This window comes from Shewanella xiamenensis (assembly GCF_024971755.1).
Taxonomy (GTDB): domain Bacteria; phylum Pseudomonadota; class Gammaproteobacteria; order Enterobacterales; family Shewanellaceae; genus Shewanella; species Shewanella xiamenensis.
The window spans coordinates 3993300-4018597 of record NZ_CP079718.1; the positions used below are offsets into that span (position 1 = coordinate 3993300).

20 protein-coding genes are annotated in these 25298 nt (G+C 45.1%); 12 read left to right on the forward strand and 8 right to left on the reverse strand.

Features of this window, described 5'->3' with window-relative positions:
- Positions 1 to 185: 185 nt before the first annotated feature.
- Positions 186 to 506: a BolA family protein gene (locus tag KXJ80_RS18730; protein ID WP_037415031.1), complete on the reverse strand. Its 321-nt coding sequence runs from the start codon at positions 504 to 506 to the stop codon at positions 186 to 188.
- Between the two features lie 134 nt (positions 507 to 640).
- Entirely contained in the window at positions 641 to 1303 is a 663-nt protein-coding gene (locus tag KXJ80_RS18735; protein WP_218737248.1) for an alpha-ketoglutarate-dependent dioxygenase AlkB family protein, read from the reverse strand.
- Between the two features lie 259 nt (positions 1304 to 1562).
- Between KXJ80_RS18735 and KXJ80_RS18740 the strand changes: the two genes are divergently transcribed.
- Positions 1563 to 2696 carry a methyltransferase gene (locus KXJ80_RS18740; RefSeq protein ID WP_172587462.1) on the forward strand — a complete coding sequence of 378 codons (1134 nt, stop codon included), beginning with the start codon at positions 1563 to 1565 and terminating at the stop codon, positions 2694 to 2696.
- A 211-nt stretch (positions 2697 to 2907) separates the two neighbouring features.
- Positions 2908 to 6060 carry a DUF2339 domain-containing protein gene (locus KXJ80_RS18745; protein WP_218737249.1) on the forward strand — a complete coding sequence of 1051 codons (3153 nt, stop codon included), beginning with the start codon at positions 2908 to 2910 and terminating at the stop codon, positions 6058 to 6060.
- A gap of 78 nt (positions 6061 to 6138) precedes the next feature.
- Here KXJ80_RS18745 and KXJ80_RS18750 read toward each other — a convergent pair whose 3' ends face one another.
- On the reverse strand, positions 6139 to 7431 hold the full coding sequence (locus tag KXJ80_RS18750) for an O-acetylhomoserine aminocarboxypropyltransferase/cysteine synthase family protein (protein ID WP_218737250.1): 1293 nt from the start codon (positions 7429 to 7431) through the stop codon (positions 6139 to 6141).
- Between the two features lie 593 nt (positions 7432 to 8024).
- Here KXJ80_RS18750 and KXJ80_RS18755 point away from each other — a divergent pair.
- Positions 8025 to 8423: a GreA/GreB family elongation factor gene (locus KXJ80_RS18755; RefSeq protein ID WP_218737251.1), complete on the forward strand. Its 399-nt coding sequence runs from the start codon at positions 8025 to 8027 to the stop codon at positions 8421 to 8423.
- 530 nt (positions 8424 to 8953) lie between these two features.
- Here the strand turns inward: KXJ80_RS18755 and KXJ80_RS18760 are convergent.
- The gene (locus tag KXJ80_RS18760; RefSeq protein WP_218737252.1) at positions 8954 to 9733 is read right to left on the reverse strand and encodes an AraC family transcriptional regulator; all 780 of its coding nucleotides are present in this window, start codon (positions 9731 to 9733) and stop codon (positions 8954 to 8956) included.
- Positions 9734 to 9919: 186 nt separating this feature from the next.
- Between KXJ80_RS18760 and KXJ80_RS18765 the strand changes: the two genes are divergently transcribed.
- Entirely contained in the window at positions 9920 to 10810 is an 891-nt protein-coding gene (locus KXJ80_RS18765; protein ID WP_218737253.1) for a DMT family transporter, read from the forward strand.
- Positions 10811 to 10944: 134 nt separating this feature from the next.
- Positions 10945 to 12576 (forward strand): methyl-accepting chemotaxis protein, encoded by a 1632-nt coding sequence (locus KXJ80_RS18770; RefSeq protein ID WP_144374734.1) that lies wholly within the window; start codon positions 10945 to 10947, stop codon positions 12574 to 12576.
- 149 nt (positions 12577 to 12725) lie between these two features.
- Here the strand turns inward: KXJ80_RS18770 and KXJ80_RS18775 are convergent, their stop codons facing one another.
- On the reverse strand, positions 12726 to 13565 hold the full coding sequence (locus tag KXJ80_RS18775; protein WP_218737254.1) for an FAD:protein FMN transferase: 840 nt from the start codon (positions 13563 to 13565) through the stop codon (positions 12726 to 12728).
- Between the two features lie 562 nt (positions 13566 to 14127).
- On the opposite strand from KXJ80_RS18775, the gene KXJ80_RS18780 reads away from it, so the two are divergent.
- The 4 genes from KXJ80_RS18780 (at position 14128) to KXJ80_RS18795 (ending at position 17762) form a co-directional block, all read left to right on the forward strand.
- Positions 14128 to 15465 carry a Na+/H+ antiporter NhaC family protein gene (locus KXJ80_RS18780; RefSeq protein WP_172587427.1) on the forward strand — a complete coding sequence of 446 codons (1338 nt, stop codon included), beginning with the start codon at positions 14128 to 14130 and terminating at the stop codon, positions 15463 to 15465.
- Positions 15466 to 15655: 190 nt separating this feature from the next.
- Positions 15656 to 16351, forward strand: a complete 696-nt coding sequence (locus KXJ80_RS18785; RefSeq protein ID WP_037415052.1) for a hypothetical protein — start codon at positions 15656 to 15658, stop codon at positions 16349 to 16351.
- 11 nt (positions 16352 to 16362) lie between these two features.
- Positions 16363 to 17118, forward strand: a complete 756-nt coding sequence (locus tag KXJ80_RS18790; protein WP_047538421.1) for a 23S rRNA pseudouridine(2604) synthase RluF — start codon at positions 16363 to 16365, stop codon at positions 17116 to 17118.
- Positions 17119 to 17465: 347 nt separating this feature from the next.
- Entirely contained in the window at positions 17466 to 17762 is a 297-nt protein-coding gene (locus tag KXJ80_RS18795; RefSeq protein ID WP_037427086.1) for a hypothetical protein, read from the forward strand.
- 7 nt (positions 17763 to 17769) lie between these two features.
- Here the strand turns inward: KXJ80_RS18795 and KXJ80_RS18800 are convergent, their stop codons facing one another.
- Positions 17770 to 18390 carry a LysE family translocator gene (locus KXJ80_RS18800; RefSeq protein ID WP_172587425.1) on the reverse strand — a complete coding sequence of 207 codons (621 nt, stop codon included), beginning with the start codon at positions 18388 to 18390 and terminating at the stop codon, positions 17770 to 17772.
- A gap of 86 nt (positions 18391 to 18476) precedes the next feature.
- On the reverse strand, positions 18477 to 20027 hold the full coding sequence (locus tag KXJ80_RS18805) for a S10 family peptidase (RefSeq protein ID WP_256930940.1): 1551 nt from the start codon (positions 20025 to 20027) through the stop codon (positions 18477 to 18479).
- A gap of 203 nt (positions 20028 to 20230) precedes the next feature.
- Between KXJ80_RS18805 and KXJ80_RS18810 the strand changes: the two genes are divergently transcribed.
- Positions 20231 to 20776 (forward strand): thioredoxin family protein, encoded by a 546-nt coding sequence (locus tag KXJ80_RS18810; protein ID WP_088210347.1) that lies wholly within the window; start codon positions 20231 to 20233, stop codon positions 20774 to 20776.
- 109 nt (positions 20777 to 20885) lie between these two features.
- On the opposite strand, the gene tnpA is transcribed toward KXJ80_RS18810, so the two are convergent.
- Positions 20886 to 21320, reverse strand: coding sequence for an IS200/IS605-like element ISShes8 family transposase (gene tnpA, locus KXJ80_RS18815; RefSeq protein ID WP_039978090.1), 435 nt, complete (start codon positions 21318 to 21320; stop codon positions 20886 to 20888).
- 571 nt (positions 21321 to 21891) lie between these two features.
- Here tnpA and KXJ80_RS18820 point away from each other — a divergent pair.
- Both KXJ80_RS18820 and ccoG read left to right on the forward strand, forming a co-directional pair.
- Positions 21892 to 23358, forward strand: coding sequence for a sigma-54 interaction domain-containing protein (locus tag KXJ80_RS18820; RefSeq protein WP_172589324.1), 1467 nt, complete (start codon positions 21892 to 21894; stop codon positions 23356 to 23358).
- Between the two features lie 159 nt (positions 23359 to 23517).
- The gene (ccoG, locus tag KXJ80_RS18825; RefSeq protein WP_218737257.1) at positions 23518 to 24951 is read left to right on the forward strand and encodes a cytochrome c oxidase accessory protein CcoG; all 1434 of its coding nucleotides are present in this window, start codon (positions 23518 to 23520) and stop codon (positions 24949 to 24951) included.
- The last annotated feature ends 347 nt before the right edge of the window (positions 24952 to 25298 follow it).

A 25298-nucleotide genomic window follows, 5' to 3' on the forward strand; every position in this document is an offset into this window, starting at 1 on the left:
AACCACATGAAAAATAGCACTCTTTTTGTAGAAAATAGGCGCTTAACTCGATAAATAGAACATATTGTTAACACAGAATATTCGACAGGGGAACCTAAGAATGAGACCAATTTGACTTAAAACAAAAAGCCACTTTAATAAAGTGGCTTTTTGTTTTAAGCATGACCCGTCCTAAATAGCGTTAATTAGCCGCGACAATTGGGGGTTTTAGGCACCTCGACGTTCGTCGCCCATTCACTTTGAGTAAAGGTATGAATAGATAGCGCGTGGACACCATTAGCTAACTCATCGGCTAAACAGTTGTTCACTAAGCGATGACGGGCAAGCAAACGGAGCCCTTCAAATTCATCGCTGACCACCACAACTTTAAAGTGAGTCTCTGAATTAGGAGGTACATGATGACGATGACTTTCGTTAAGCACTTCTAAATAGGTTGGTGAGAAGCTCTCAGTTAACTTCTGATTGATGGTCTCAGCCACTGTGCTCTGCACTTGGGTATTGGACATATTCAACTCTCAATATGGGTAAATCCAGTGGCCGCAGAGTACTGCTTCAAGTATAAAAGATCAAATTTCAGCGCCCGTTTTGCAACTTAAAACCTAACAAATCCGACAACATTTTGAATTCAATAACCTTTCAATTATCCATGATAATTAACGATAAGTTGCCTAAATGTGTAGTTCCAACGAGGCTCTGTGATCTTTAGGCGCTTAGGTACACTGTGCAACCAGTCACGTTGCATAGGCCAGTGCATAATTAATAAATCACCACTATGTAAACTAATCGTGTATTTAAGCTTGCTATGTTTATGTTTAATCACAAAATCACGAGTCGCACCTAAGCTGATGGAGGCAATATCGCTGCCGTGGGCAATTTCAGGTTCATCATCACTATGGGCCCCCATACAATCTTGGCCGTCGGCGTAACGGTTAACTAACACCCCATTACTGCCAAGGCTGAAATCTCGCTGCAATTTATCGCGTAATTTTTGCAGATACTGAGGCCAAGGCAAGGCGCGAATAAACAGCCCCGAATACATATAGTCACATCCCAAATCGCCATACCAAACCTGCTGGCGAGGGATCGAATGGTATCGTCCAAACACTTGAATTTGCGGGCGAGTAAGTGGATATGATTGCGCCTCATTAATCAACGCATTTTGCTGCGCCTTACCTAGATAATCCCGCACTAAGGTGATAGGTGGTTCGAGTTGTCCAATATCGAGGCTTTCGATGGCAAGCACATCATCAGGTGTATCCAAAGGATAATCCTCAAATTCGAATCCTAATTCAGCTTGTTTCATACCCCCACCTTATTCACAGTTCGCCCTTTCGACAATCAGCCTAACGCCAATGATAGTAGTGTTTTACTTAGGTTTGCGCAGCGTTGCGAGTCAACAGTGTATCCAGCCTCAGTCTGAGGATTCAAATTTGACCAGTAAACTTGGCTGCCATGGTACGGCATCAAAGACATACTTCAAGGTATACAAACTAAGGCAAACATCGCAAGCGGCCATGAAATCTGCGATAATCAGCGCCTTATTTTTATTGGCACAACACAACATGACGACACAATTTTCAGTAGCAGGAATAGAACTCGAACTATTTCGCTATCCCGCATCGCAGGAATCGAATCTTCAAGCGTGGGATGCCGCAGACGAGCATTTAATCAATAGTTTGATTGAAGGTGAACAACCAGCTGTGCCAACGGCCATTATTAACGATAGTTTTGGCGCCTTAAGTTGCGCCCTCTCGCGTATCAATCCCAACTGGCCGCTTCGCGTTGAAACCGATGCCAGAACCAGTTTGTTAGGTGCAGAGCAAAATCATCATCACAATCAGTTGCCGATGGATAACCTGCAATGGTTTACCAGTCGCGACACCTTGCCTAAAGATGTCGCCTTAGTGTTGATGAAATTACCGAAGAATCTCACCTACTTTGCCCACCAGCTCATGCGCCTGTCACAGGTATTACCCGCTGGCTGTCGCGTCTTAGTTGGCGCAAAAGCCAAATCAATCAACGCGAGTTTACTGGCATTATTTGCTAAACACTTGGGGCCAGCGAGCGCCAGCCTTGCTTGGAAGAAAACCCGCGTGATCACTTGTATTAGTGATGGTAAGCCAAGAACACTGCCAAATGAAATCATTTGGAATATTCCAGAGTTTAACCTGAAAATCAGCAATTTAAGCAACGTATTTGCCGCCAACAAGCTCGATATTGGCGCACGAATTATGCTCGACAATCTACCCCAAGGAGAGTTTAAAACGGTTGTCGACCTTGGCTGTGGTAATGGCGTGCTCGGGCTTCGTGCCGCCCAATTATATCCCAATGCCGATATCCATTTTATCGATGACTCCGAAATGGCTGTTGCCTCGGCAAACGCCAATTGGACAACCAATCAACTCCCCCAAGGTAAGGGACATTTTCATTGGGATGATTGCATGAGCCACTTTCCCGATGATATAGAGCCTGATTTAGTGCTGTGTAATCCGCCCTTCCATCAGGGCGAAGCCATTACCGATCATATTGCTTGGCAAATGTTTTTAGATGCCCGTCGTCGGTTAAAAAATGGTGGGATTTTACATATAGTGGGCAATCGTCACTTGGCTTACCATGTGAAATTACAACGCTTATTTAAAAACTGCACCACCGTTGCCTCAAATGGCAAATTTGTCATCCTGCAAGCCCAAAAATAGTCCTTTCTACACCGCGAAACTGGCGCTAGCGATTAGCGCTGTTTTCGCAAAATTAGCTCAGATGCTCATCATCAGAATGTTCTGAACAGCTGCTTTTAACTAGCCGCCGCCCTAAGTTGTCAGTACAATCCGCGAAAGCAAATACATAAAACTAAACGACTTAGACTTTTATGTACCTGATTTATATGGATAGCGTATTTAGGATACTGATATGCCGTTAAAGGATGACGTAGAGCAACTCAAGGCAGAATTGACGCAATTAACGTTGCAGCACCTCGCGCAGCAATCTTCACTTGACCGCCAACTAGCTGAGTTCTCAGCCAAACTTGATACCTTAAGCTTAAAGCTTGAACAGCAAAATTATGGCTCCACTCCAACGAGCAGCATAACTGAGCTAGCCGCTGCCGAGTCATCCCCGATTGCGATCACAACAGATACCCACGCAATAGCGAGCCATGCCACTCTGCAGTCCGAAACGGTTTCACATCCTATTGAGTCACAAGCCCCAGCCACGTCACCTTGGCAGGATGATCCATGGCAGCGCCAAACTAACCCGCGCTCTCGCGAGCAACATGATTCGCCACAAGCGACTGATATCGAGCTGATAAAGCAAACTCGGGTAGAACTAGGTGTTCAAGCAACAAGCCAAGTTGAAGCCCAAGTAGAAGCCTTTTTATCGCAAGGCGTTGCCGCAATAATGGCTCCCTTTGTGGCCATAAAAGAACAGCTAAAAGGCTTCTATCAACATTATCAAGCGAAGGGCTTGGGGCCAGTGTTTTTAATGACCGTGGCCGGCATTATTACTCTCACCCTAGGTTTTGGTTATCTGCTGCAATATTCCATTAATCACTGGTTTTCTGAACTCGGTAAAGCATTACTCGGCTTTGGCTGTGCAAATGCGATTATCGCTGGCGGCATTTTTATCCGTCAAAAACGCCAAGGTATGACCGACTTTGGCTCGGGAATCGTTGGATTAGGGCTGATCTTAAACTACCTGTGCGCTTATTTTATTGGCCCCTATTTTGAGATTATTCCCAACGGCGCCAGCTTTATTCTATTGCTATTGATTACCTTAGCGGGCTATGGCCTTTCAATGCGCCTCGATGCCAAAGTCATTGCGGTCATCGCCTTAATTGGTGGCTCAACGGCACCAATGATGCTGTTATCCCAAAGCTATGCGCCGCTGCTATATATTCCCTTCTTACTGCTGATTGGTACTGGGGCATTAGCACAAAACCGCAAATTGCAGTGGCCATTACTGCTTGAAATGACCGCCTTATTACATATCGCTTGTATTGAAGCCTTCAGCTATTTTGTCGATTTACCACTCCAGCAATGGCACGGCGAAGCTGTGCTGGCCGTTGTGAGTCTTAACGCGCTCTTTTATCTCTATGGGTTAGCTGGGCTTATCGTTAACTCATCGACAACATCACTAAGCCATAGGGTATTGGCACTGCCGATTGCGTTATTGGCTTTTGTGATCTTTGAACTGACACAATTTACTGAGTTTGCAGGGGAAATATTTGTCGCTAACGCACTAGTCTGCGTAGGGCTATACCTCAAACTTAACAATCGGCTCGCTAAATCCCAATCTAGCCTCTTGCTAGTGTTTGGCGGAAGCTTTGCCGCCTTTGCGGCACTTTATCTGGTAAGCCATGATTTCTTAGGATTAGTATTGCTACTCGAGGCAATATTACTGTTGTGGATTGGGCTCAACGAAAAACTGATTTCAGTGCGCGCCGAAGCCTATGTCTTGCTAGTGATGGGGCTGGCGCTCAATGCCTACAGCCTACTCTCGGGCTTGACCTTACTCGAACTCGGCGGCTTATCGCCAGTGGGTGCCCTTGGCTTCCCCCTTATCGCATTAGCCTTAAGTGCTGGCGGATTGTTATTTACAATCAATCAATTAAAAACTAATGAATCAACTCTCTCCACCTTAGAAGGACAACTCTGTTATCTGCTAAAAGAAACCCTCAGCGGGTTTTATGTCGCGACGCTATTGATTACAGCTTATCTTGTTAGCAGTGATTACTACCTCGCCATTGTGCCACTCCTTAGCCTGTTACTCTTATATTTAAGTAGCAAAGACAAACTGGTGGTCAGTGAGTTTGCCGCCTGGCTATTGCTGCTACCATTGTTGTTTGCTGTAATCGAAGGCGTTACCCTCTCCGGCAGCATGAGTTTTAGTGCACAACCACTTATAGCCAAACTAGCACGGATTGAATTGTTCGCCGCCCTATTATTGGGTCATTATTGGTATCGTAGATACTATCCAGAATCCTTATTCGCTCAGGCCGCTAAACAGATACAAATCGGCTGTTATCTTCTTTTACCACTGCTTTTATTACCTAAAGTCATCCGCAGTTATTGGGAGTTTACCGCAGCCGCATTCTGGCTTAGCAGCCTATTCAGCCTTGGACTTGCCTATGTGGTTAGACACAAAGCCCTTGAGATTGAAACTAAAATTCTGACCTGGCTTGCCATACTCACCACAGCGAGCTTATGTCTGATTGAAATCTGGCAAGGGCTTATTGCGCTGCTGATTGGCATGCTTGTTATGGGATTTGTACTCATTCGTTATCGCACTCTCCCCGACAGATGGCGTCTGCTATTGACCCTTCAATGGCAACTGAGTCCCTATTACTTTGCACTACCGTTGGCCGTACTTGTGTATGGATTAAATCGCACTGATGTGGTGGCTTGGTCGATGACGGCTTTAGCGCTCAGTGGCTACTTTGCACTATTACTCCAAAGAGGAGCTAACCATACGGGCCAAAAGACCAGCTTATTCGGTCACATTGCCTGTGAAATCCAAGCCGCAGTGCGCTCAAGCTACAGTCTTGCCTACGGTCTTTGCCTTGGCCTAGCGCTGCTGCCTATCCTGCTGCATTTTGAGATATCGTTGAGAGTAGATTTGAATAATGCGTTACTGATCCTCTGCGAATTTACCGCCTTAGCATTGCTTGCCACGCTGATATTACGCCACGGCGTTGCTATCCGTTTACATCGACGCTTCTTACCGCTGCAATGGTTAAAATGGGGTTGGCATGGATTACTTGCGCTCAGCTATCTCACCTGGAGTTATGTATTTGATAACATGATTGCCGCGCCGCTCAGTGCGATTTTATTAGTGGTGCATGGCAGTGTATTGATGTTTATCAGCTTAAAACCCCAACATGCAGATATGATCCGCCTCGCCGCAGGGCTCTTTACCTTAGCCACGCTCAAGGTGTTATTACTGGATATGGCGTCCTTCGAACTGGTGCAAAAAGTGATCGCCTTTATGTTAATTGGAGTCATTTTACTGAGCGTATCTTACTTCTATCAAAAAGCGCGTAACCGCCTTCAAGAAGCAAATGAGTAAGAGACGTTTATCCTTCAAACGCAAAAGGCCGCTTCTGCTAGCGGCCTTTTTCAAACACACACGATGATATGACAAACTTTACATCAAAGCTTTTTCCAGCGCCTGCGAAACATCGGCGATAATATCGTCGATATGTTCAATGCCGACGGAAATACGAATGAGATCTTCAGACACCCCAGCTCTAGCAAGTTCATTCGCATCGAGTTGTCTGTGAGTAGTGCTGGCAGGATGACAAGCTAACGATTTCGCATCACCAATGTTCACTAAGCGCAAAACCATCTTCAGGGCATCAATAAACTTACCTCCCGCGATTTTACCTTCCTCCGGCGTTGCCGCTTTAATGCCGAAACTAATGATCCCTGAGGCTTTACCGCCAGTGATCTTTTCACAATTCTCACGGTAAGGACTGCTCGGCAGAGCACCATAATTTACCCAGCTAACGGAAGGATGCAGTATCAAGTATTCGGCCAATGCCAACGCATTTGAGCAATGGCGCTCCATTCTAAGGCTTAAGGTTTCAAGCCCCTGCAACAGTAAAAAAGCACTGTGGGGTGAAAGTGCCGCCCCCGTATTACGCAGCGGCACCACACGGCAACGTCCGATAAAGGCCGCAGGGCCAAAGGCTTCGGTGTAGACCACGCCGTGGTAGGAAGGATCGGCCTGATTTAGCAAGGAAAAACGTTCTTTATTCGCCACCCAATCGAATTTACCCGAATCAATAATCACACCGCCAATGGTTGTACCATGGCCGCCAATGTATTTAGTGAGGGAATGAATAACGATATCGGCACCATGCTCAAATGGGCGACATAGGACTGGCGTGGCGACAGTGTTATCGACAATTAAAGGCACGCCATGTTTATGGGCAATCTCGGCTAAACGTTTAAGATCGACAATATTACCGGCGGGGTTACCGATAGACTCACAAAATAACGCCTTGGTTTTGGCATCGATTAAAGCTTCAAGTCCTTCAAAATCATCAAAGGCCGCCATCCGCACTTCAACTCCTTGGCGCGGCAGCGTATGGGCAAACAGATTGTAAGTACCGCCATAAAGCTGGCTGGTACTGACGATATTATCACCAACCTGAGTTAGAGCTTGAATCGCATAGGTAATAGCCGCCATGCCAGACGCCACAGCAAGCGCACCGATCCCGCCTTCAATGGCGGCAAGACGCTGCTCAAGTACGCTGGTCGTTGGATTCATAATCCGAGTATAAATATTCCCAGCAACTTTTAAGTCAAATAAATCAGCACCATGCTGGGTATCATCGAAGGTATAGGACGTCGTTTGATAAATAGGTACCGCAGCAGCTTTAGTCGTTGCCTCAGACTCATATCCGTGGTGTAACGCCAGTGATTCAAGTTTCATTTTTGCTTCCTTCCCCTGAAAAATTCCCAACCATTGCGCCTAAGCCAACACAAACATTGGGGGCACTTTGCGAAAATAGACACTAAAACCGCACAAGATTTGTGCACTGCACCCAAGCTACCAGATGGCCATCTAGAAGTCTAAACATTTTTATACATAGTGCTTTAAAATTTAACAGCTGCAATTAAAGAACAAGTATTTTGAGTAAAATAAGTTTCACCCAGTTATCCGTTATTATATTGCTATTAATATGACAATCATTTTCATGCTTGCTTTATTTTTTTAGTTGGCCTATGGTATGGACAGTTTATTAGTCATTAATCATTAACTCTGTTAGATGATTAATTTAATCTTAAAATTATATGGAGATGTAGCCCGTGTTAAAAAATGCATTTTCATTACTCAGACTTAAGTCAGCTTGGTTAATGCTGAATACACTTGATTATTTATCCCGCGCGGCACGCCTGTCTCTTAAATTCCCAGTTTAAGCCGAGTGCTACTCGCACTCGGCATCTGATTACCCACATTTCAATTTATTGCTCCTATTTTTATGCTGGGGCTTAGCTGTTATCTAGCTCATATTTGGGGTAGCTATGTTTTATTCTTTTTTTAGTAATCTATTTCAGTCTTTTATGTTGAAAACAGAAACCTATTACTTGCAAAACAGTTTTAATGCCTCATTACGCCCCACCGCACTGGCGGCGGTGATAGCAAAGCTCGATCAACTTAAAAGTGAAGAAACCCTAGATAAAGTGACCGTTGGGCGTGAAGTGTTCCTCGTTAATCAACAGGATCAGCAGGAGTATCGTATAGAACTGGTATACCCACCTAGACACAAACCAAGAGCGGGTCGCTACTCTGTCATTTCCGATTTAGGTGTGAGCTTACTGGGCCGAACCAAAGGCGAATATGCTGAGGTCAATATTTTAGGTAAGCCCGTGCTGTTTATGGTGAAGGATATTTCACTTAGCAAGAGACAACCTAAAAATTAACGGAAAAAAATAACAACTTTAGAATAAAGCATGTTCAAATTTCAGTGGCAACATGCTTTTAGGTCGCTATTTGCGGCGGCATCTAGCACAGGCATAAAAATATATTGGAGGATACGATTTTGAAGTTATTTACTGGCCGCGAAATAAATTAATAGCAGAGAGCTAACACTTACTCCTCTTAAAAACTTACTAAGTATGGCAGCGCTTATGTAGAAACCATAAAGAGGTCAAAGTGTTTTATCTCGCTCAGAATGCTTTAAATTATTCAAATTTATCGATAGATTAATTTGAACTAACTGTCGGTGAGAATGCGGCGCTACACTCGATAGTTTGACTTTACTTAATCTCATTTTAGTTAGGAGTATTTTCCATGAGTAAAGAAAAAGCGAAAAAACCGCCGATGAAAACCTTAAAAGAGAAGCGACAGGATAAGCGGAATCGCCAAAAAGCCTCCGATTAATGCCTGTTATAAAAATCCCTTAAATCCTCTCTTTTGTGACATAGGGTGCGGCAATAGCCGCGCCCTATTTTTATGCGAGCTGGCGGCGATATTGCTCGGGTGAGTATTGAGCATATTTTTTAAACATCACAATATAGGGTGAAGTTTGGTTATAGCCCAATGTCAGGGCAACTTCTTTGATTGATAAGCCTTCACGTAGCAATTGCAACGAATAAATAAACTTATGTCGCTGACGCAATTCAGTAAAACTCATTCCAAGGCGGTCTTGGCAACGCCGAGCGAGTGTGCGTTCTGTGGTATGTAATTCACTCGCCCAGCTTTTAAGACTTATTTGACTGGCTGGCTCAAGTTCAAGTTGCTGCAAAATAGGTTGCAACAGTTTATCGGTACTCGAAGACAAAAATTGTGGCTGCGCCTGACCTAAGATTAACTGGTCAATTAACACCTCAACCAAACGTTTATCCGCATCCGTTTGTGCAACACGCACCTGCCGCTGGCGGAGATCGTTCACTATTGCCTGCGCTATCGGCGTCACCGCAAGTAAACAAGTTTCATCAGGAAAAACCTGCGACCGACTGGCAACAATATTCAATGAGCAATAATGGATACTGCGGCGGGTGTAACTCTCATGCTCTACGCCTGCAGGCACCCAAATCGCATATTGGGATGGCGACAAAAATCGTTGTCCAGCCGCATGCAACTCCATAATGCCACCACTGATCAGCTGTAATTGCCCCCAAATGTGGCTATGTTTTGGTGTAATGGTATTGGGCAGAAAGGCTTCATAGTTGAAGAAAATATCTGCCACTGGCGCTTGCTCAGAATTAAGTGGATGGTAAACAGGGTGCATCGTACTCCTAAAACTCGACTTTACATCCAATCAAAACATCGATTGATGCGGTGGTTGTCTATCGAGGAACTGACATTGTCTTTTAAGCAATATTTATATCATAAAAGACCAGCAATAATAGCGACTATCTATGACAGCACGTTTGCCACTTGGCATCGGCTCGTTTCCCCCAATGAAGACTGACCTATGTTGTATTTATTTCCACTACTCGCCGTAATGATTTGGGCGGGTAACGCCATTGTTAACAAACTTTCCTTTGGAATTATCGCCCCTGAAGCCATTGCCTTTTATCGCTGGTTTTTTGCCATGCTTGTGCTTACCCCTTTTATGCTCAAACCCGTCTTGAAAAAACGTAGAACAATCATTCCTCTACTACCGAAATTAGCGACCTTAGCCGCCTTAGGAATGGTATTAAACCAAAGCCTTGCCTATTTTGCCGCCGCGACGACAACCGCCACCAATATGGCATTAATCAACTCGTTAGTACCTATGATAAGCCTGTTTTTAGCGGTACCTTTACTCAAGCAAAGGCTCTCGCCATTAGTTTTTGCTGGCAGCCTAATCTCACTGCTGGGCTTAGTGTTTATGCTAAGCCACGGGGATATGGCTAATCTGGCGATAGGGGTTACTGAGGGGGATTTATTATTACTTATCAGTGCGTTTGTGTACGCCCTTTATGGGGTACTGCTAAAACGCTGGCAGCTACCGATATCGACGTGGGAGTCAGTGTATATTCAGGGCATTATCGCCGTGTTGATGTTAACTCCGCTGCTGTTTAGTGCGCCAAGCGTCACGATTAGCAGCCAAGCTACACCACTTATTGTGTACGCCGCCCTTGGTGCATCACTCATCGCCCCTTGGGCGTGGATTAATGGCATTAGCAAATTGGGCGCCGAACGCACCAGTATTTTCTTCAATCTAATGCCAATTCTGGCGGCTATATTTGCGGCGATAATCTTAAATGAGACCTTAGCCGTTTATCACTACCTTGGCGGTTCAATGGTTATCTTGGGGGTAATGTTAGTGCAGATAAAGCCCAAACCTAAAATATCAGCCCTAAGCGCCTGTGCTGATTAAATCGACTCAATAGCCCCATATCAGTGGGGCTTTCCTACGATGATTCTCCTTAATTGTCTGTTGTTACTGCAAACCACAAAATAGCGACTAAGCTATTTAATAAGCAATTTTGTCAGTACGTTATGGAGTACCCTATGTTTAATAGTATTCGAGTAAAGTTTTCGCTGATGTTTGCCATTATGGCGACCGCCTTGATCGTTATGGCAATTACTGATGCTATGCAAAGCCGCTCAACTCTTAAGCAAATGCAGGAGTTTAGTCAGTTATTTAATCCTGCGATTTCAGCCATTCTCAACGCTGACCGCGATCTCTACCAAGCACAGCTAAGTGAAGAAGTGTTACTCAGATCCGATCTGGGTAGTGACAGCCGTAAAAGCGAAATAGATAACTGGCAAGAGAATGTCGATCAGGCCCGCGATCGAATGGGGGAGTTTAAAAAACTCTTGCAGGATCATGCCCAAGTATTGCAATCCACCAATGGCTTTGAAGCACAGTTTTCGCTCTGGTATCAAGCCTCATCTGACGTGATAAATGCAGTAAAAAATAGTCAGTTTGACCTAGCAAGACAACTACACGAAAGCAAATCCAAAAAAGAGTTTAAAGCCCTAAGAAACATCTACAATACCGCAGGTGAAGCCGCCGACAATCGCGTTAAAGAACTGGATTTACAAGCCACCGAGCAGGCTACAGCCCAAACTCAAATGTCAGTTACGATCGCTACGCTTGTCGCTATTGTCGCCCTCGTGATTGCCTACTTTGGCCCTAAGATTATTGTCAACGCGATTCAAGACATTACTAATAGAATTAATGACATAGTCGATGGTGATGGCAACTTAACCCAACGAATTCCTATCACTCGCCAAGATGAAATTGGCGAACTGGCCAATGCTTTTAACTTGTTCGTTGCCCAGCTGCAACAGATGGTAATCGCCATTATCAGCCAAACCAAAGATGTGAGCCATACTGTTGAAAACCTAGCGACTAAATCAGCTACTACCATAGGGATCAGCCACGAGCAGGAACAATTTGTCGACACCATAGTTACAGCCGTAAATGAAATGAGTGCCGCGGTAAGGGAAGTGGCCAGCAACGCCCTGCATACTGCTACCGAAATCACTAAGGTCAATGATCAGACTATTGAGGGGAAAAAAATCCTGACGCAATCGGTGCATCATATTCAGCAATTGTCTGAATCGGTTAAAAATGCAGTCGCTGTTATCGAAAAGCTCTCCGTCAACTCCGCTAACATTGCCTCGGTACTGGATGTGATCCGCTCAATTGCGGAGCAAACTAATCTGCTCGCTCTTAATGCTGCCATTGAGGCTGCTCGTGCTGGTGAACAAGGGCGTGGTTTTGCGGTGGTCGCCGATGAAGTACGTACTCTGGCGAGTCGTACCGAAACGTCGACTCAAGATATTCAGAGCATGATCGAAGAATTGCAGCGGGGCGTTAATGATGCGGTGAAGAGTATTGAATCAGGCGCCAGCCTCACCCATTCGACGGTTACCCTTGCCAGTCAGACACAAGATGCCTTAGATCAGATCCTAAATTCCACTTCTAAAGTCAGTGAGATGTCGACTCAAACCGCGACCGCAACAGAAGAACAAACCCACGTCACTGAGGAAATCAATCGTAACTTGACTGAACTGTCTGATAAAACAAGATATTGCAATATAGTGATCCAAGAAACACAGCAAATAGTGGTCAATACCCGAGCCATTTGTAGCAATCTACAAAAAGAAGTCTCGCGCTTTAAAGTCGCTTAAAGAGAGGCATTTGAGATACTGGCCAAGCCCAAAAGGATTGGCCTGTTTTCATTTAAAACAATGGCTTGAAGAGAATAATCCGATAGGTACATCAAACTGCGGCACGTCAACCACACCGCCTTAGTACCGAGCATGTTTAAATATAACGGTTAACAGACTAACTGGCCACCGAGCTGATTAATTTTATCTTTTGCAGCTTTAGCTGAAAGATAACCTGCCACCTTGGTTAGTGCATCTGCACGCCATGCGAAAGGCGCTTGAACGCTAACAACACGCTCATTAGACGCATCAAAGCTCATCATATCGACATTACCTGTCGGCAGTAATAATGCTGGACAACCTAGGCTCAATTGCTGCGAAACTCGTGAGCTTGCCAGAGCCATATTGCGGATTGTTATCTTCTGGCTTAATCCATTTGAGCCTCGACAAAGCACATCCAAGGAGGCAGAACCAAATACTCGCAAGTCCCCTCCCGCATTGACCCAACCACCAGAAACCCCTGCACGACGTAACTCACTTACTGCCATATCAACCGCATACCCCTTGGCGATACCGTCAAAAGTAACAATTAATGGCCGAGCTAACCGCGCTTGGTTCCCTTTAATTTCAATATCTTGCCAATCGCCCTGCAAAAGTAGCGGCATACCAAGGTAGCAAGGTAACGCCCCGCGAGACATCATTTCACCACCAATGGTGCAATTAAATAAGTTGTCGCTAGCTTTACCAAACCACTTGGCTAATTTAAATACCCTTAGACTATCTTGGCTTAGGGTGACCCAATTGCCAGGCTGACGGTTTAGAAGATTTAACTCACTATCTTGCTGATGAAAACTTAATAAACGTCCAATTTGTGCAATGCGAGAAAAAGCCGCAGTAATCGCAGCTTGAATGGCTTGCTCATCGAGTGTTGGTTGGCTGGGTTCTTCAACTACCGATTCGACTGCAATTTCAATTAACGTGCCCAGTAATGGCTTAGCTCTTCGTATCACGATGCTGCTGGCTATGTGAGGTGTGGATGAAGGATCACCGTTTTACCGCATCTGGTTACTAACAGCAAGAGTGGCCTTAGTATGTTATGCGAAAAGATACCCGCAAAATTAAAATGTTAAAAACTAACATAACTCCTCACACTCTCAGCACGTAGTACTTTGTCAAAAACAACAGAAAACCCAATAACACCGAATCGTACACCAACTTAAGATCCACTAAACTGTATCAGCGGTGGAGGAAGAAATAGCCCTCTATTGCTATATTACTGAGTAATTCACATTTAGCATTGGCTAACAACAACCAGTAAATCATTAACAGAATAGTTTTAATATACTGTTTATTAAGATAAAAAATTAAGACTAACCACGATTTAAACCTCTTTTTAACGAACAGATCACAACGGAAGTAGAAACATCTAGACGTCTAGATTGACAGTAAATTGGCAATCCAATATGCTTGGCACCAAGTTGCTAGGATATGATGCCAAGGCGACATAGATTTAGAGCGAGTTTGACTGCCAAGGAGCACGCAGACAATCCGCCGAGTAAAAGAGAAATTACATTGAGTCAATCAACCCAAACCACTGCACCGAGTAACACAGCATCATTTGTTGCCCTGTTACCCTTATTCGTTTTTTTAAGTCTGTTTATTGGCGCAGGGGTCTATTTCCAAAGCCAAGGTGTGGACTTTGCTTTCTATCAATTACCGAGTGTGATTGCTATTCTGCCGGCCATTATTCTGGCTTTGGTGTTATCAAAGCAAAAATTAAATCAAGCCATTGATACCTTTATTGGTGGAATTGGCCATAGCAATATTATTGCCATGTGTTTAATTTACTTGCTGGCTGGCGGCTTTGCGGCGGTAGCGAAAGCCACTGGCGGTGTCGATGCAACCGTAGCCTTAGGTTTATCTCTTATTCCCTCAAACCTATTACTGCCAGGCTTTTTTGTGATTGCCGCCTTTATTGCAACGGCCATGGGTACCTCTATGGGCACGATCGCCGCCGTGGCACCTATAGCCTTAGGCGTTGCCGATCAGGCACAAATTGATTATGCCCTGATGGCCGGCGCCGTGATGTCTGGCGCACTGTTTGGTGATAACCTCTCAATTATTTCGGATACCACGATTGCGGCCACTCGAACTCAAGGCTGTGATATGAAAGATAAATTCCGCGAGAACCTGATTTTTGCTATCCCAGCTTCACTGCTGACCTTTGTTGCCTTTGTCATCGCAGGACAAGGACAAGCCGATCTAGCCGCTCAAGAAATTGACTTTATTAAGGTGATTCCTTACCTGACGATTCTAGTATTAGCAGTTGCTGGACTAAACGTATTTGTCGTCTTAACCTTAGGCATACTGCTTGCGGGTGCCACTGGTTTGCTGACGATGGACTATGGCGTAATCCAATTTGGTAAGGATATCTACGCGGGCTTTAGCAATATGCAGGAAATTTTTATCCTGTCGATGTTAGTCGGTGGTTTAGCCGCGCTGATGCAGCAACAAGGTGGTTTAGCCTTTGTGAGCAAACAGATTGAAAAGCTCATCACCCGTTTCTCAAAAGCCCAAGGCGAAGCCTCATGCCGCGCGGCCGAATTAGGGATGGCGGGAATTGTAGCCGTGACCAATAGCTGCGTTGCTAACAATACGGTATCGATTGTTGTCACTGGTGACATTGCGAAAGATCTCGCAGAAAAACACGGCGTAACACCTAAACGAGCTGCCAGTGTACTCGATATTTTTGCCTGTATTATCCAAGGGTTAATACCCTATGGTGCACAAGCGCTGTTAATCGCCTCGACATTTAGCATCACACCGCTAGCAGCCGTGTCCCATGCATGGTATTGCATGATCCTCGCAGCAGTAGCCATTGCAATTGTCATTTTCCGTAAACGCCACTGATGTAGTTAAGTATCACAAGGTTTATTGAAAGCAACACAAAACAAAGGGAGCCACTTGACTGGCTCCCTTTGTTTTAAAGGTTAAATGCAGCGCTATTTAGAATACTTGCCTTCATGAAGGGATTCAGGCAAGTTACACCCGATTATTCAACCTTGCCCCTTAACCCACACCACTATTCATTAAAAGCCAAATGAATCCAAGACAGCGTGAACCCAGTTTTTACGATTTACATCGCCTAATCACTTGGTTGATTGTGGGAGCCGCACTGCTCAGTGCGATAGGAGTGATGGTTGCTCTGTATGGACAATACCAAACCATGGGCGTTAGCGCCCTATTTATCCGCGCCGATTTTTTAGGGGACTATACCCACTCGCCCCTTGCCTATGTGTTTAATTTAGGATTATTGGCCGCAGGGATTTGCATGCTGATCTCTATGGCTGGGCTGTACTTACTCAAGCTCGATAGCTTTAGCCAATATATTGCACTCACAGGAGTTTGGGTTGGCACTTCGGTGATTTTGATGGGCATTTTTCCGATTAACTTTTTAACCATGCATAGACTGGTTTCCACTAGCTATCTCTTAAGCACGCTAACCTTGCATGCCTTAGTGATTATTGCCGGAGTCGTTCCTAAACTTATCTGCCCAAGACCCTTGTTTTACTTGAGTTTATTAAGTTTTATCAGTGCTATTAGCCTGAGTTTACAACTGGATTGGAGCCAACTGGATTTTCCGCCCTGTGATATAGACAATCACTTCTGTTTGGTTAGTACCAATATGTGGCTGCAAACGAACCTCAATATTATTTGGTGCTTAAGCCTTGCGTTTGCGATGCGTCGTTTATCCAAAATCCTGTATTATCGCGCCCAAGTCCATCACCCGTTTTAACTTAATCATTTATGCGTCTAGCTAAATACCTTGCCCAATGTGGCATCAGTTCACGCCGAGAAGCCTGCCGTTTAATTGAGGCAGGACGCATTACGCGAAATGGTAAGATTGCCACACATCACGACCCAGTCCAGCTCGATGCAGATGGTCAATGCCTTGATAGTATTTGCTTGGATGCAAAGCCTGTATTAGGCAGCGAAACTCCTACCTATTGGCTATTCAATAAGGCCGTAGGTACAGATTGCCGTTTACTCAAAGACGATAAATCCAGCTTGATCCACTTACTGCCACCAACACCAAGACTCTACCCCGTCGGCAGATTAGATAAGGATTCCCGCGGATTATTGCTGCTCACTAACGATGGCGAACTCACCCACAAACTGATGCACCCCAGTTTTGCCCACAGTAAAACCTATCATGTGCAGCTAGAGAGGGCCTTCACCGATGAGTTTATTAAGCTAATGGCCAGCGGCGTAAAGTACAAAGAGGTAGATACTCTCCCCTGTAAAGTTCGTAGGCTTAGTGAAGATAAATTTGAAATAGTGCTGATCCAAGGCTTAAATCGGCAAATTCGGCGGATGTCCAGCGCCTTAGGTTATAAGGTTATCGATTTACAGCGAGTGGCCTTAATGACACTCAGCCTTGAAACAGTAAGCGAAGATAATTGTACAGAAAGCAAAGCAGCAACAAACACTCTACCAGAGGGAGAAATGCGACCGCTAACACCCACTGAAATTACAACGCTAAAAGCCGCACTAGCGATATAGTCAGATGAGGTGTGGTAACGAATCTCAGACCAATGTGACGTTACGCCCCATAAACCATTTATTCAGCTAAAAGATTTTACACTGAGCAGCGCTAACTAGGTAACCTGAGCTCGGGATAAGTAGAGCCGCTGAATAGGCATCTTTTCGGGCCTCTGTGCGTTGCTCTGTCTAACCATAGCTCGCTATCGTGTACGACTGAGCGCCTTGATATGCGCAAAAATCTGCGTACTCAGTCAGAAAGAAAATATTTTTATTTTCAAACAAATCACTTATGGCATTGATTTAGTTTGTTAAATTTAGATTTTTCTCGACACTCGTTACCCCGAGTTCAGGTAAGGTAAATTATTATGCTTTCAACATGTGAATGGTTTATTGTGAATTTGGGTGATGCGCTTATATCACAATCAACATTAAGCGCACATCAATATCACCTAACCAAAGTTTATCAACAAGCTGGTAGCCCTGAGAATCTGCTGGCAGTATTTAAACATGAATCCCAAGATCTCCATTGCCACATAAAGCTATTTCTTACTTCGGAATTTCAAGAATTAGCAATGTTAGATGGCGCCGTCAGATGCGTGAAACCTAATTTTAGCGGTACTAGCTATTTGGCGGGCAATCCAAGTTATATGCTCAAAAAATAGTGAACAACTACACATAGAGGCTATACAGCACCCGTATTGCCAGCAGAATCAATACCACACCAGAAAGTTTATCAATCAAGCCCGCTTTTTCCCGCAACTTAGGCAATACACTCGAATGGGACAACACTAACGCAATTAAGGTGTACCAGAGCCCATCAACTACCAGTGGTGTTAGTACGATAAGTGCTTGACCTGTAAAACTATCTGCAACCATCACAAATTGGCTAAACAGCGCTAAAAAGAACAGCATAATCTTAGGATTGAACAGGGAAATCGCGATACCATCGCGCGCCGCCGTGAGCGTATCCGTCGCCTCCCCCGCCGTAAGTTTTGCCTGCATGCCACCGTTTGAGCGTAATGCTTGGAGCCCCATCCATGCCAGATAGAGCGCGCCTAAAATCGCTATCCCATTAAAAACCAAAGGCGCATTTTTCAGCATTACCGCAAGACCAAGTAGCGTGACTAGCGCATAGACCCCTATGCCAATCGAGTGTGCCCAAGCACACACAATCCCTTTCCCGCGACCACCGCCTAAGGTATGACGCACGACCATCGCCAAACTCGGCCCAGGGGACATAGCGCCCAAGCAACAAATCGCCAATAGTCCCAACCAAGTACTAAAGCTCATTTTCAACCCTTTAAAGCATAAAAAGGCCCTCAAAAGGGCCTTCACAGGAGTGGCAGTTTAACACTGGCCTAGCAATACGGTCACTCTCATTTCACCCCGTTGGGATGATAAAAAGCGCGAATATCTTGCACCAGTTGCGCAAGCGATGCAGGCTCTACATACATCATATGACCCGCCTTGTAGTAATGCATAGTGACGCGGCTATTATCAATACCGTTATCGGCAAAGGTATTTTCAGTCGCAAAGAAGGGCGTTGCGAAATCAAAATATCCGTTACCGACAAAAATACGCAAGTCTTTATTCTCGCGCTGCGCCTGTCCTAAATAGGGTGCCACATTCACATAATGCATTTGTTTACCGCTAATATTCCAGTTCCAGCCACGGTTAACATCGGTGGAAAGTACGTTGAAGGGGCGTGATAATTTAACCCCTAAATCCTCATACAGATATTGATGGATAGCCGCTGTATAAGCACCATCAATACCATATCCTGACGGGTCGTTATCGGTCGAGTCACCGCCACTGTCGTAATCTTTGCCAGTATAGCGACTGTCTAACCGCCCGATGGTCAAATCCTGATCCCTGAGCAATTCCTTGGTATAGCGACTCGCACTCACCCGTAAATTTACTCTGTCGAGGTAGGACTCACTCAAGCCCGTAAATCGCGCCAACTGTTTGCGTACGGTCTGATAATCACTTTGCGCTAAACGGCTCCCCTGTAATAGGGCTAAGGCGTAATCCTTAATAGCGAATTGACGCGCCTGTTCGACAAACGCTTCGAGCCCCAAGTCCTTATCGGCATCACTGACTTTGTTATGATAAAACGCAGTCGCCGCCATGGTCGGTAAAAAACCAATGTAGGGTTGGTTGTTACCCGGTTGATAGCGAGCGTGACTAAAGTCGAGAATCGATGAAATCAGCATCACGCCATTGACAGAGATATCGGTCCAGCCGCCTTGAAGTTCATCCACTAATGCCGCGGCTCGCGTCGTACCATAGCTTTCACCGGCAAGGTATTTGGGCGAATTCCAACGCTTATGTTCAATCAACCAACGGCGGATAAACTCGGCAATGGATTGGGCATCTTCTTTTACGCCCCAAAAATCGGCGCCTTTCTTCTCACCCAGGGCGCGGCTAAAACCGGTACCCACAGGATCGATAAACACTAAGTCAGATTCATCGAGTAATGAGTAATCGTTTGCTTCAATCCGATAAGGTGCCGCACCATCATCTTTGGCATCACTGGGCACAATCACGCGTTTGGGCCCAAAGAGTCCCATGTGCAGCCACAGCGAGGCTGAACTTGGGCCACCGTTAAAAATAAACGTGACTGGGCGTTTACTGCTGTCCTGCACATCATCCCTTAAATAAGTAATAGAAAAGATACTGGCCTGAGGCTCCCCCTTATCATCCTCTAAAATGGTCTCACCACTAATGGCTTGATAACTGATCTTCTGATTTTGAATCGTCATTTTATGCTTAGTGGTCACCACCTCTGGCACTAACTTATCCACTTTGGCTTCGCCTTTTTGAGCAGGCTCGGCATGGCCGACCATGGACACAGTAAATAACAAGGGCAGCAACATACTTGCCCATGTTAGCCCTGCGGGCGTTGACTTTTTATTTAGCACTCGCATCAATTATCCTTCTCTTCTGTAGTCATTATTTTGTGGTCTTTTTATTAGTGCACCAGCTTACAAAGACTGTGCACTCGGCGCAAAAGCACAATTGCAACCGAATGCGTCAAAGGTTTAATCGGCTTTTAAAGCGTAAATTCACGCAGATTTAAGCTGTTAGCCGCTAAGATAGATTGGATTATCGAAAACTCATGTAGGCATCTATGGGCACTATCACTCTTATCAGTCTGGTCATTCTCGCATTACTTGTGGGCGCGATTGGCCTGTTAATCTGGCAACGCAGCAAAGGTAAACGCATTCCACTGGCGGTAATTTTTGTGTTGGGATTTTTCGCCGTCGGCCTAGGCGGAATTATCGGTTTTGTACATAAAGGCGAAGATTATCAAGCCTATCAAAAGTTGCAGTGGCACACGCTGGCCCCTGAAAAAATCGCGCCACTGGTCGCCGATGGCTACACAGTGTTTGTGGATATCACCTCAGACTGGTGCAGCATTTGCCAAACTAACAAGGCGGAAGTCACCCATAGGGAGCAAGTGGTGAATGCGCTGATGGCCGACAAGGTTATTTTGATGCAGGGAAATTGGAGTGAAGCCGATTCCACCATTGCGGGTTATATGAAGCATGAAGGCGTACCAGGCACACCTTACAATAAGGTTTATGGCCCAAGGGCGCCTAACGGCATAGTGCTGCCTTCAACACTCACCATAGAGGCCGTACTTAATGGCTTAGCCCAGGCTAAAGCCTTGTAATCTATTTTGCTTATTTGGCTTAATCTTCAAAAATGGAGTATTGAGAGCGCAGTAAAGAATCCACCTTCTGAAGAAGGTGGCTTTGTTTTAACCCCCTAAAAGGGGGCCTTTATTCAAGAGCAAGTTGACCCTGCTCTTGCCGCTCTACTTTCTCTTGATGCCTAACGTATCTACGGATTATTTCCTCGTTAATTCCAATCGAATCGACGAAGTATCCTCTCTGCCAAAAATGATTTCCCCAAAGTTTATTCTTACGTAGGTAAGGAAATTTACTGAATATTTTCAAAGCTATCTTACCTTTTAACGCCCCCATTAAATTCGATATAGATATCTTCGGAGGTACCTTCACCACTAAATGAACATGGTCAACTTGAACATTTAGCTCCATGACTATGCATCCCATTTGATGGCAATAAACCTGAATGCATCGATAAACCTCTTTTCCGACATTACCTTTCAATATCCGAAAGCGGTACTTTGGTGTCCAGACTATATGATATTGACATCGCCAGAACACATGCGATGCTTGCTCGTATCTACTCATGTTATTTGCCTCTTTTGACTTCGCTAAAAATCAAAGATGCATTTAACATGGGTAGGTATACAGGCAAAGCCTCAAATGATGATAACCACCTACTGAAGTAGGTGGTTTTGGGCTAAAAATAAAAAAGGCTGCATCGCAGCCTTTTTGCACACTTCAAATCAGTAGAAAGCAATTTTCCGGAAAGGTGGGCAGAAAATCACTCCGTACTCTCAACAGCCGTCTAACCCCAAAACACTATAAAAATAGTTTTATAACTAGCGAGTTACTTAAATAAATATCTTAGCGAAGTAATGCATATTCCCATATAAGGGTAAGCGTACTGGTCTATTTCAACCTTGCCAATAATATTTATGAAACATTTTTATAACAATCTGGCAATTTAAGCCAGCACTAAATAAAACTTTCTATTGATTAAAATATAAGCTTTTTATTATCAATAAGTTAATGGTCAGACCTCTAAGCTAGCCTCTAAACCATTCTATTCAAACATGACAAAGCAACTCACGATATATCGCGACACGACTCAAGGGGTTATACTCTAGGCACTCATTCGTATTAAGGAATCAACGGAATGACATCAACACAGCCCGCCGCAATGCCCTTGGATAAACATTTTCTGCCAGAGAATCAGTTACTGCTCAATGCCGTGGGTGAAGGCATTTATGGGTTTGATTTAAATGGTAATGCTGTCTTTATCAATCCCGCCGCCGAGCGCATGACGGGCTGGAAGAATGAAGAGTTACTCGGCAAAAATATCCATAATTGCCATCATCATAGCCATGCGGATGGCAGTCATTATCCCCAAGAAGATTGCCCCATCTACAACACCTTGAAGGATGGGATAGCAAGGGAAATTACCCACGATGTGTTTTGGCGTAAGGATGGCAGCAGCTTTCCAGTGCATTACAGCTCTACGCCAGTCTATCGGGACAACAAGCTTATCGGCGTAGTCGCGATATTTCGCGACATCAGTATTCAAAAACAAACCGAGCAGTCGCTACGCCAAGCTTTAGCACAGGTTCAAGCTCTGTCGGAACAACTGGCCAGCGAGAATCATTATCTCCAAGCCGAGTTAGCCGATAAGACCGGCGATGTGGATATTTCGGGCAGTAGCGCGGTGATCCGCCATATGATCCAGCAACTGCATATGGTGGCCAATACCGACAGTACCGTATTGATTTGTGGCGAGAATGGCACAGGCAAAGAGCTGGTTGCCCGCAACTTACATCAACTGAGTCGCCGCAAAGATAAGCCCATGATCAGCGTTAACTGCGCGGCATTTTCAGCCTCACTGTTAGAGAGTGAGTTGTTTGGCCATGAGAAAGGCGCCTTTACGGGTGCGACTCAACAGCGCAAGGGCCGCTTCGAACTCGCCCATCAAGGCACCCTGTTTCTCGATGAGGTGGCCGAATTAAGTTTGGAGGCGCAATCTAAGTTACTGCGAGTGATCCAAGAGCAATCCTTTGAGCGACTCGGCGGCAGCGAAACCATCAAGGTCGATATTCGATTAGTCGCCGCCAGTCATCATGATTTACTCAAACGCGTTGAACAGGGCTTATTTCGAATGGATCTCTATTACCGCTTGAATGTCTTCCCAATCCAAGTGCCACCGCTCAGGGCGAGACTGGAGGATATGCCCGAGCTTGTCAGCCATATACTGCACTCCCTTAACCGTAAGCTGGGTAAAAAAATCCGAGGGGTAAGTCAAAAAGGCCTAAAAAAATTAATGGCCTACAGCTGGCCTGGTAATGTACGCGAATTGCAGAATATCCTTGAGCGTGAGGCTATATTATCTCAAACGGATATTTTACATATCCATGCCATGCCCACGAATCACCTACAGACTCAAACCGCGGCTTCACCATTACAAACCTTGGCCGAGGCAGAAGCACAGCATATTGAGCAAACATTAAAACTGCTGAACTGGCGTATTTCGGGCGCAAACGGCGCAGCCAGTGTACTCGGCGTCCCGCCAAGTACCCTCAGATCGCGAATGAAGAAGCTCGGGATTACACGTCAAATCACTAATGATGAATAGTCTCAAAAACGCGATATATCGCCAATTGACGATATATCGCGACACACATAAAAACCAATCTAATTTAAATCAATAAATATCAAATAGTTAAATGCAAATTATTTTGGCCTAACGCTTGCTATAGGGAGCCGAATCTTATTTAAGCCGTTAGGACAGCATATGCCCAAGAGTGACACCCAACACAGAGAGAACGCCAAACATCCCTCTGCCGAGCAATTTATCCCGGTAAAAAATATCCAGGCGGAAGATAAGCCTGCACACAAAAGCAGTGGCCAGATTCATTTCCGAGAGCAGAAAGGCTATTTTCAGCGTCTCAGAACCACAATGAATAGCCTGTTAGTACTGCTGTTTTTTGCACTGCCGTTTATTTCATTTGATGGTCGGCAAGCGATACTGCTGGATGTGAGTCAGCAACAATTCTTCTTTTTTGGCCTCACGCTCTGGCCACAGGATTTCACCTTACTCGCTTGGGTGTTTATTGCCGCGGCTTTTGGCCTCTTTTTTATAACCGTGTTTTGGGGACGGGTCTGGTGCGGCTATCTTTGCCCACAAACCGCGTGGACCTTTATGTTTGTCTGGCTCGAAAGCCAAATTGAGGGTAACAGCAATAAACGCAAGTTGCTCGATAAGGCGCCATGGTCTGCGAGTAAACTCAGTAAAAGAACGCTCAAACACAGCCTGTGGGGATTAGCCGCCTTGATTACTGGCTGTGGATTTATCAGTTACTTCATCCCATCCCGTGAACTCTACTTGGATATTTTTACCGGCAACGCCGGCTTTTGGACAACCTGCTGGGTATGGTTTTTCGCGATTTGCACTTACTTAAACGCTGGCTGGATGCGCGAGCAAATGTGCTTACACTGCTGTCCCTATGCGCGTTTTCAGGCCGTGATGTTCGATGCCAACACCAAAACCGTGACCTATGATGCCGCACGCGGCGAAGCCCGCGGACCCCGTAAACGCAAGCAACAAACCGAACTCGGTGATTGTGTTGACTGTAATTTATGTGTTGAGGTCTGTCCAACGGGGATTGATATTCGCCAAGGCCTTCAATACGAGTGCATTAACTGCGGCGCCTGTGTCGATGCCTGTAATGAAACCATGCAAAAATTCGACTACAAACAAAACCTTATTAGCTATGTTAGCGAGAATGAATTAAAAGGTGTCGCCCATTCCAATTTGCGCTCGCCACGCTTTTTAGGTTACGGCGCTGCCGTTGTTATTATGTTGGTTGTGATAGGTTTAGATCTCTCCAGTCGCAGTGAGATTCAGCTTAACGTCATTCGCGACAGACAGAGTCTGTACCGCGAAACCGCCGATAATAAAGTTGAAAATACCTACCAGCTGAAGATCCGTAACAAGACTCAACAAACCAAGCAATACCAACTCGCGGTCAACAGCGAAATGCCATTCAGCTTAATTGCCGACCCGGTAATCACCCTCGCGGCGGGTGAACAAGCAGATTACCCCGTGACAGTGTTAGCCGATAAGGATGCTATCCCTGCGGGACGCAAACTTATCGAATTCTCGGTAACCGATGTCAGCGAACCCAAACAAAGCGTCAGCCAAGAAACCGGCTTCTTTAGCCCTTAATTCATAGCCTCAATGCTCCCATTTAGCCGTAGACAACCAATAAGACGCCATCGATTGAGCGTCTTATTGGTTTTTAAAATGGCCACACCAACACCATATTAAGCGCCCTTTCTTTCCCCCAATTCACCTACCAATTGCTATAAAAATGCCCCTAAAACATCAACACACCCTAATATACCCAAGTTAATAAAGACTTAACTCTACTCCGCCCATATAGAGTAAAAACACTATTTTTAACATAAAGATAGTAGCAATCTTTGGATAGAATTATTTGGCGATAAACATTGACCTTATAGGTTGAATCCTTCTAATCTAAACACTCGTTTGATTTTAAAATAATAATAACG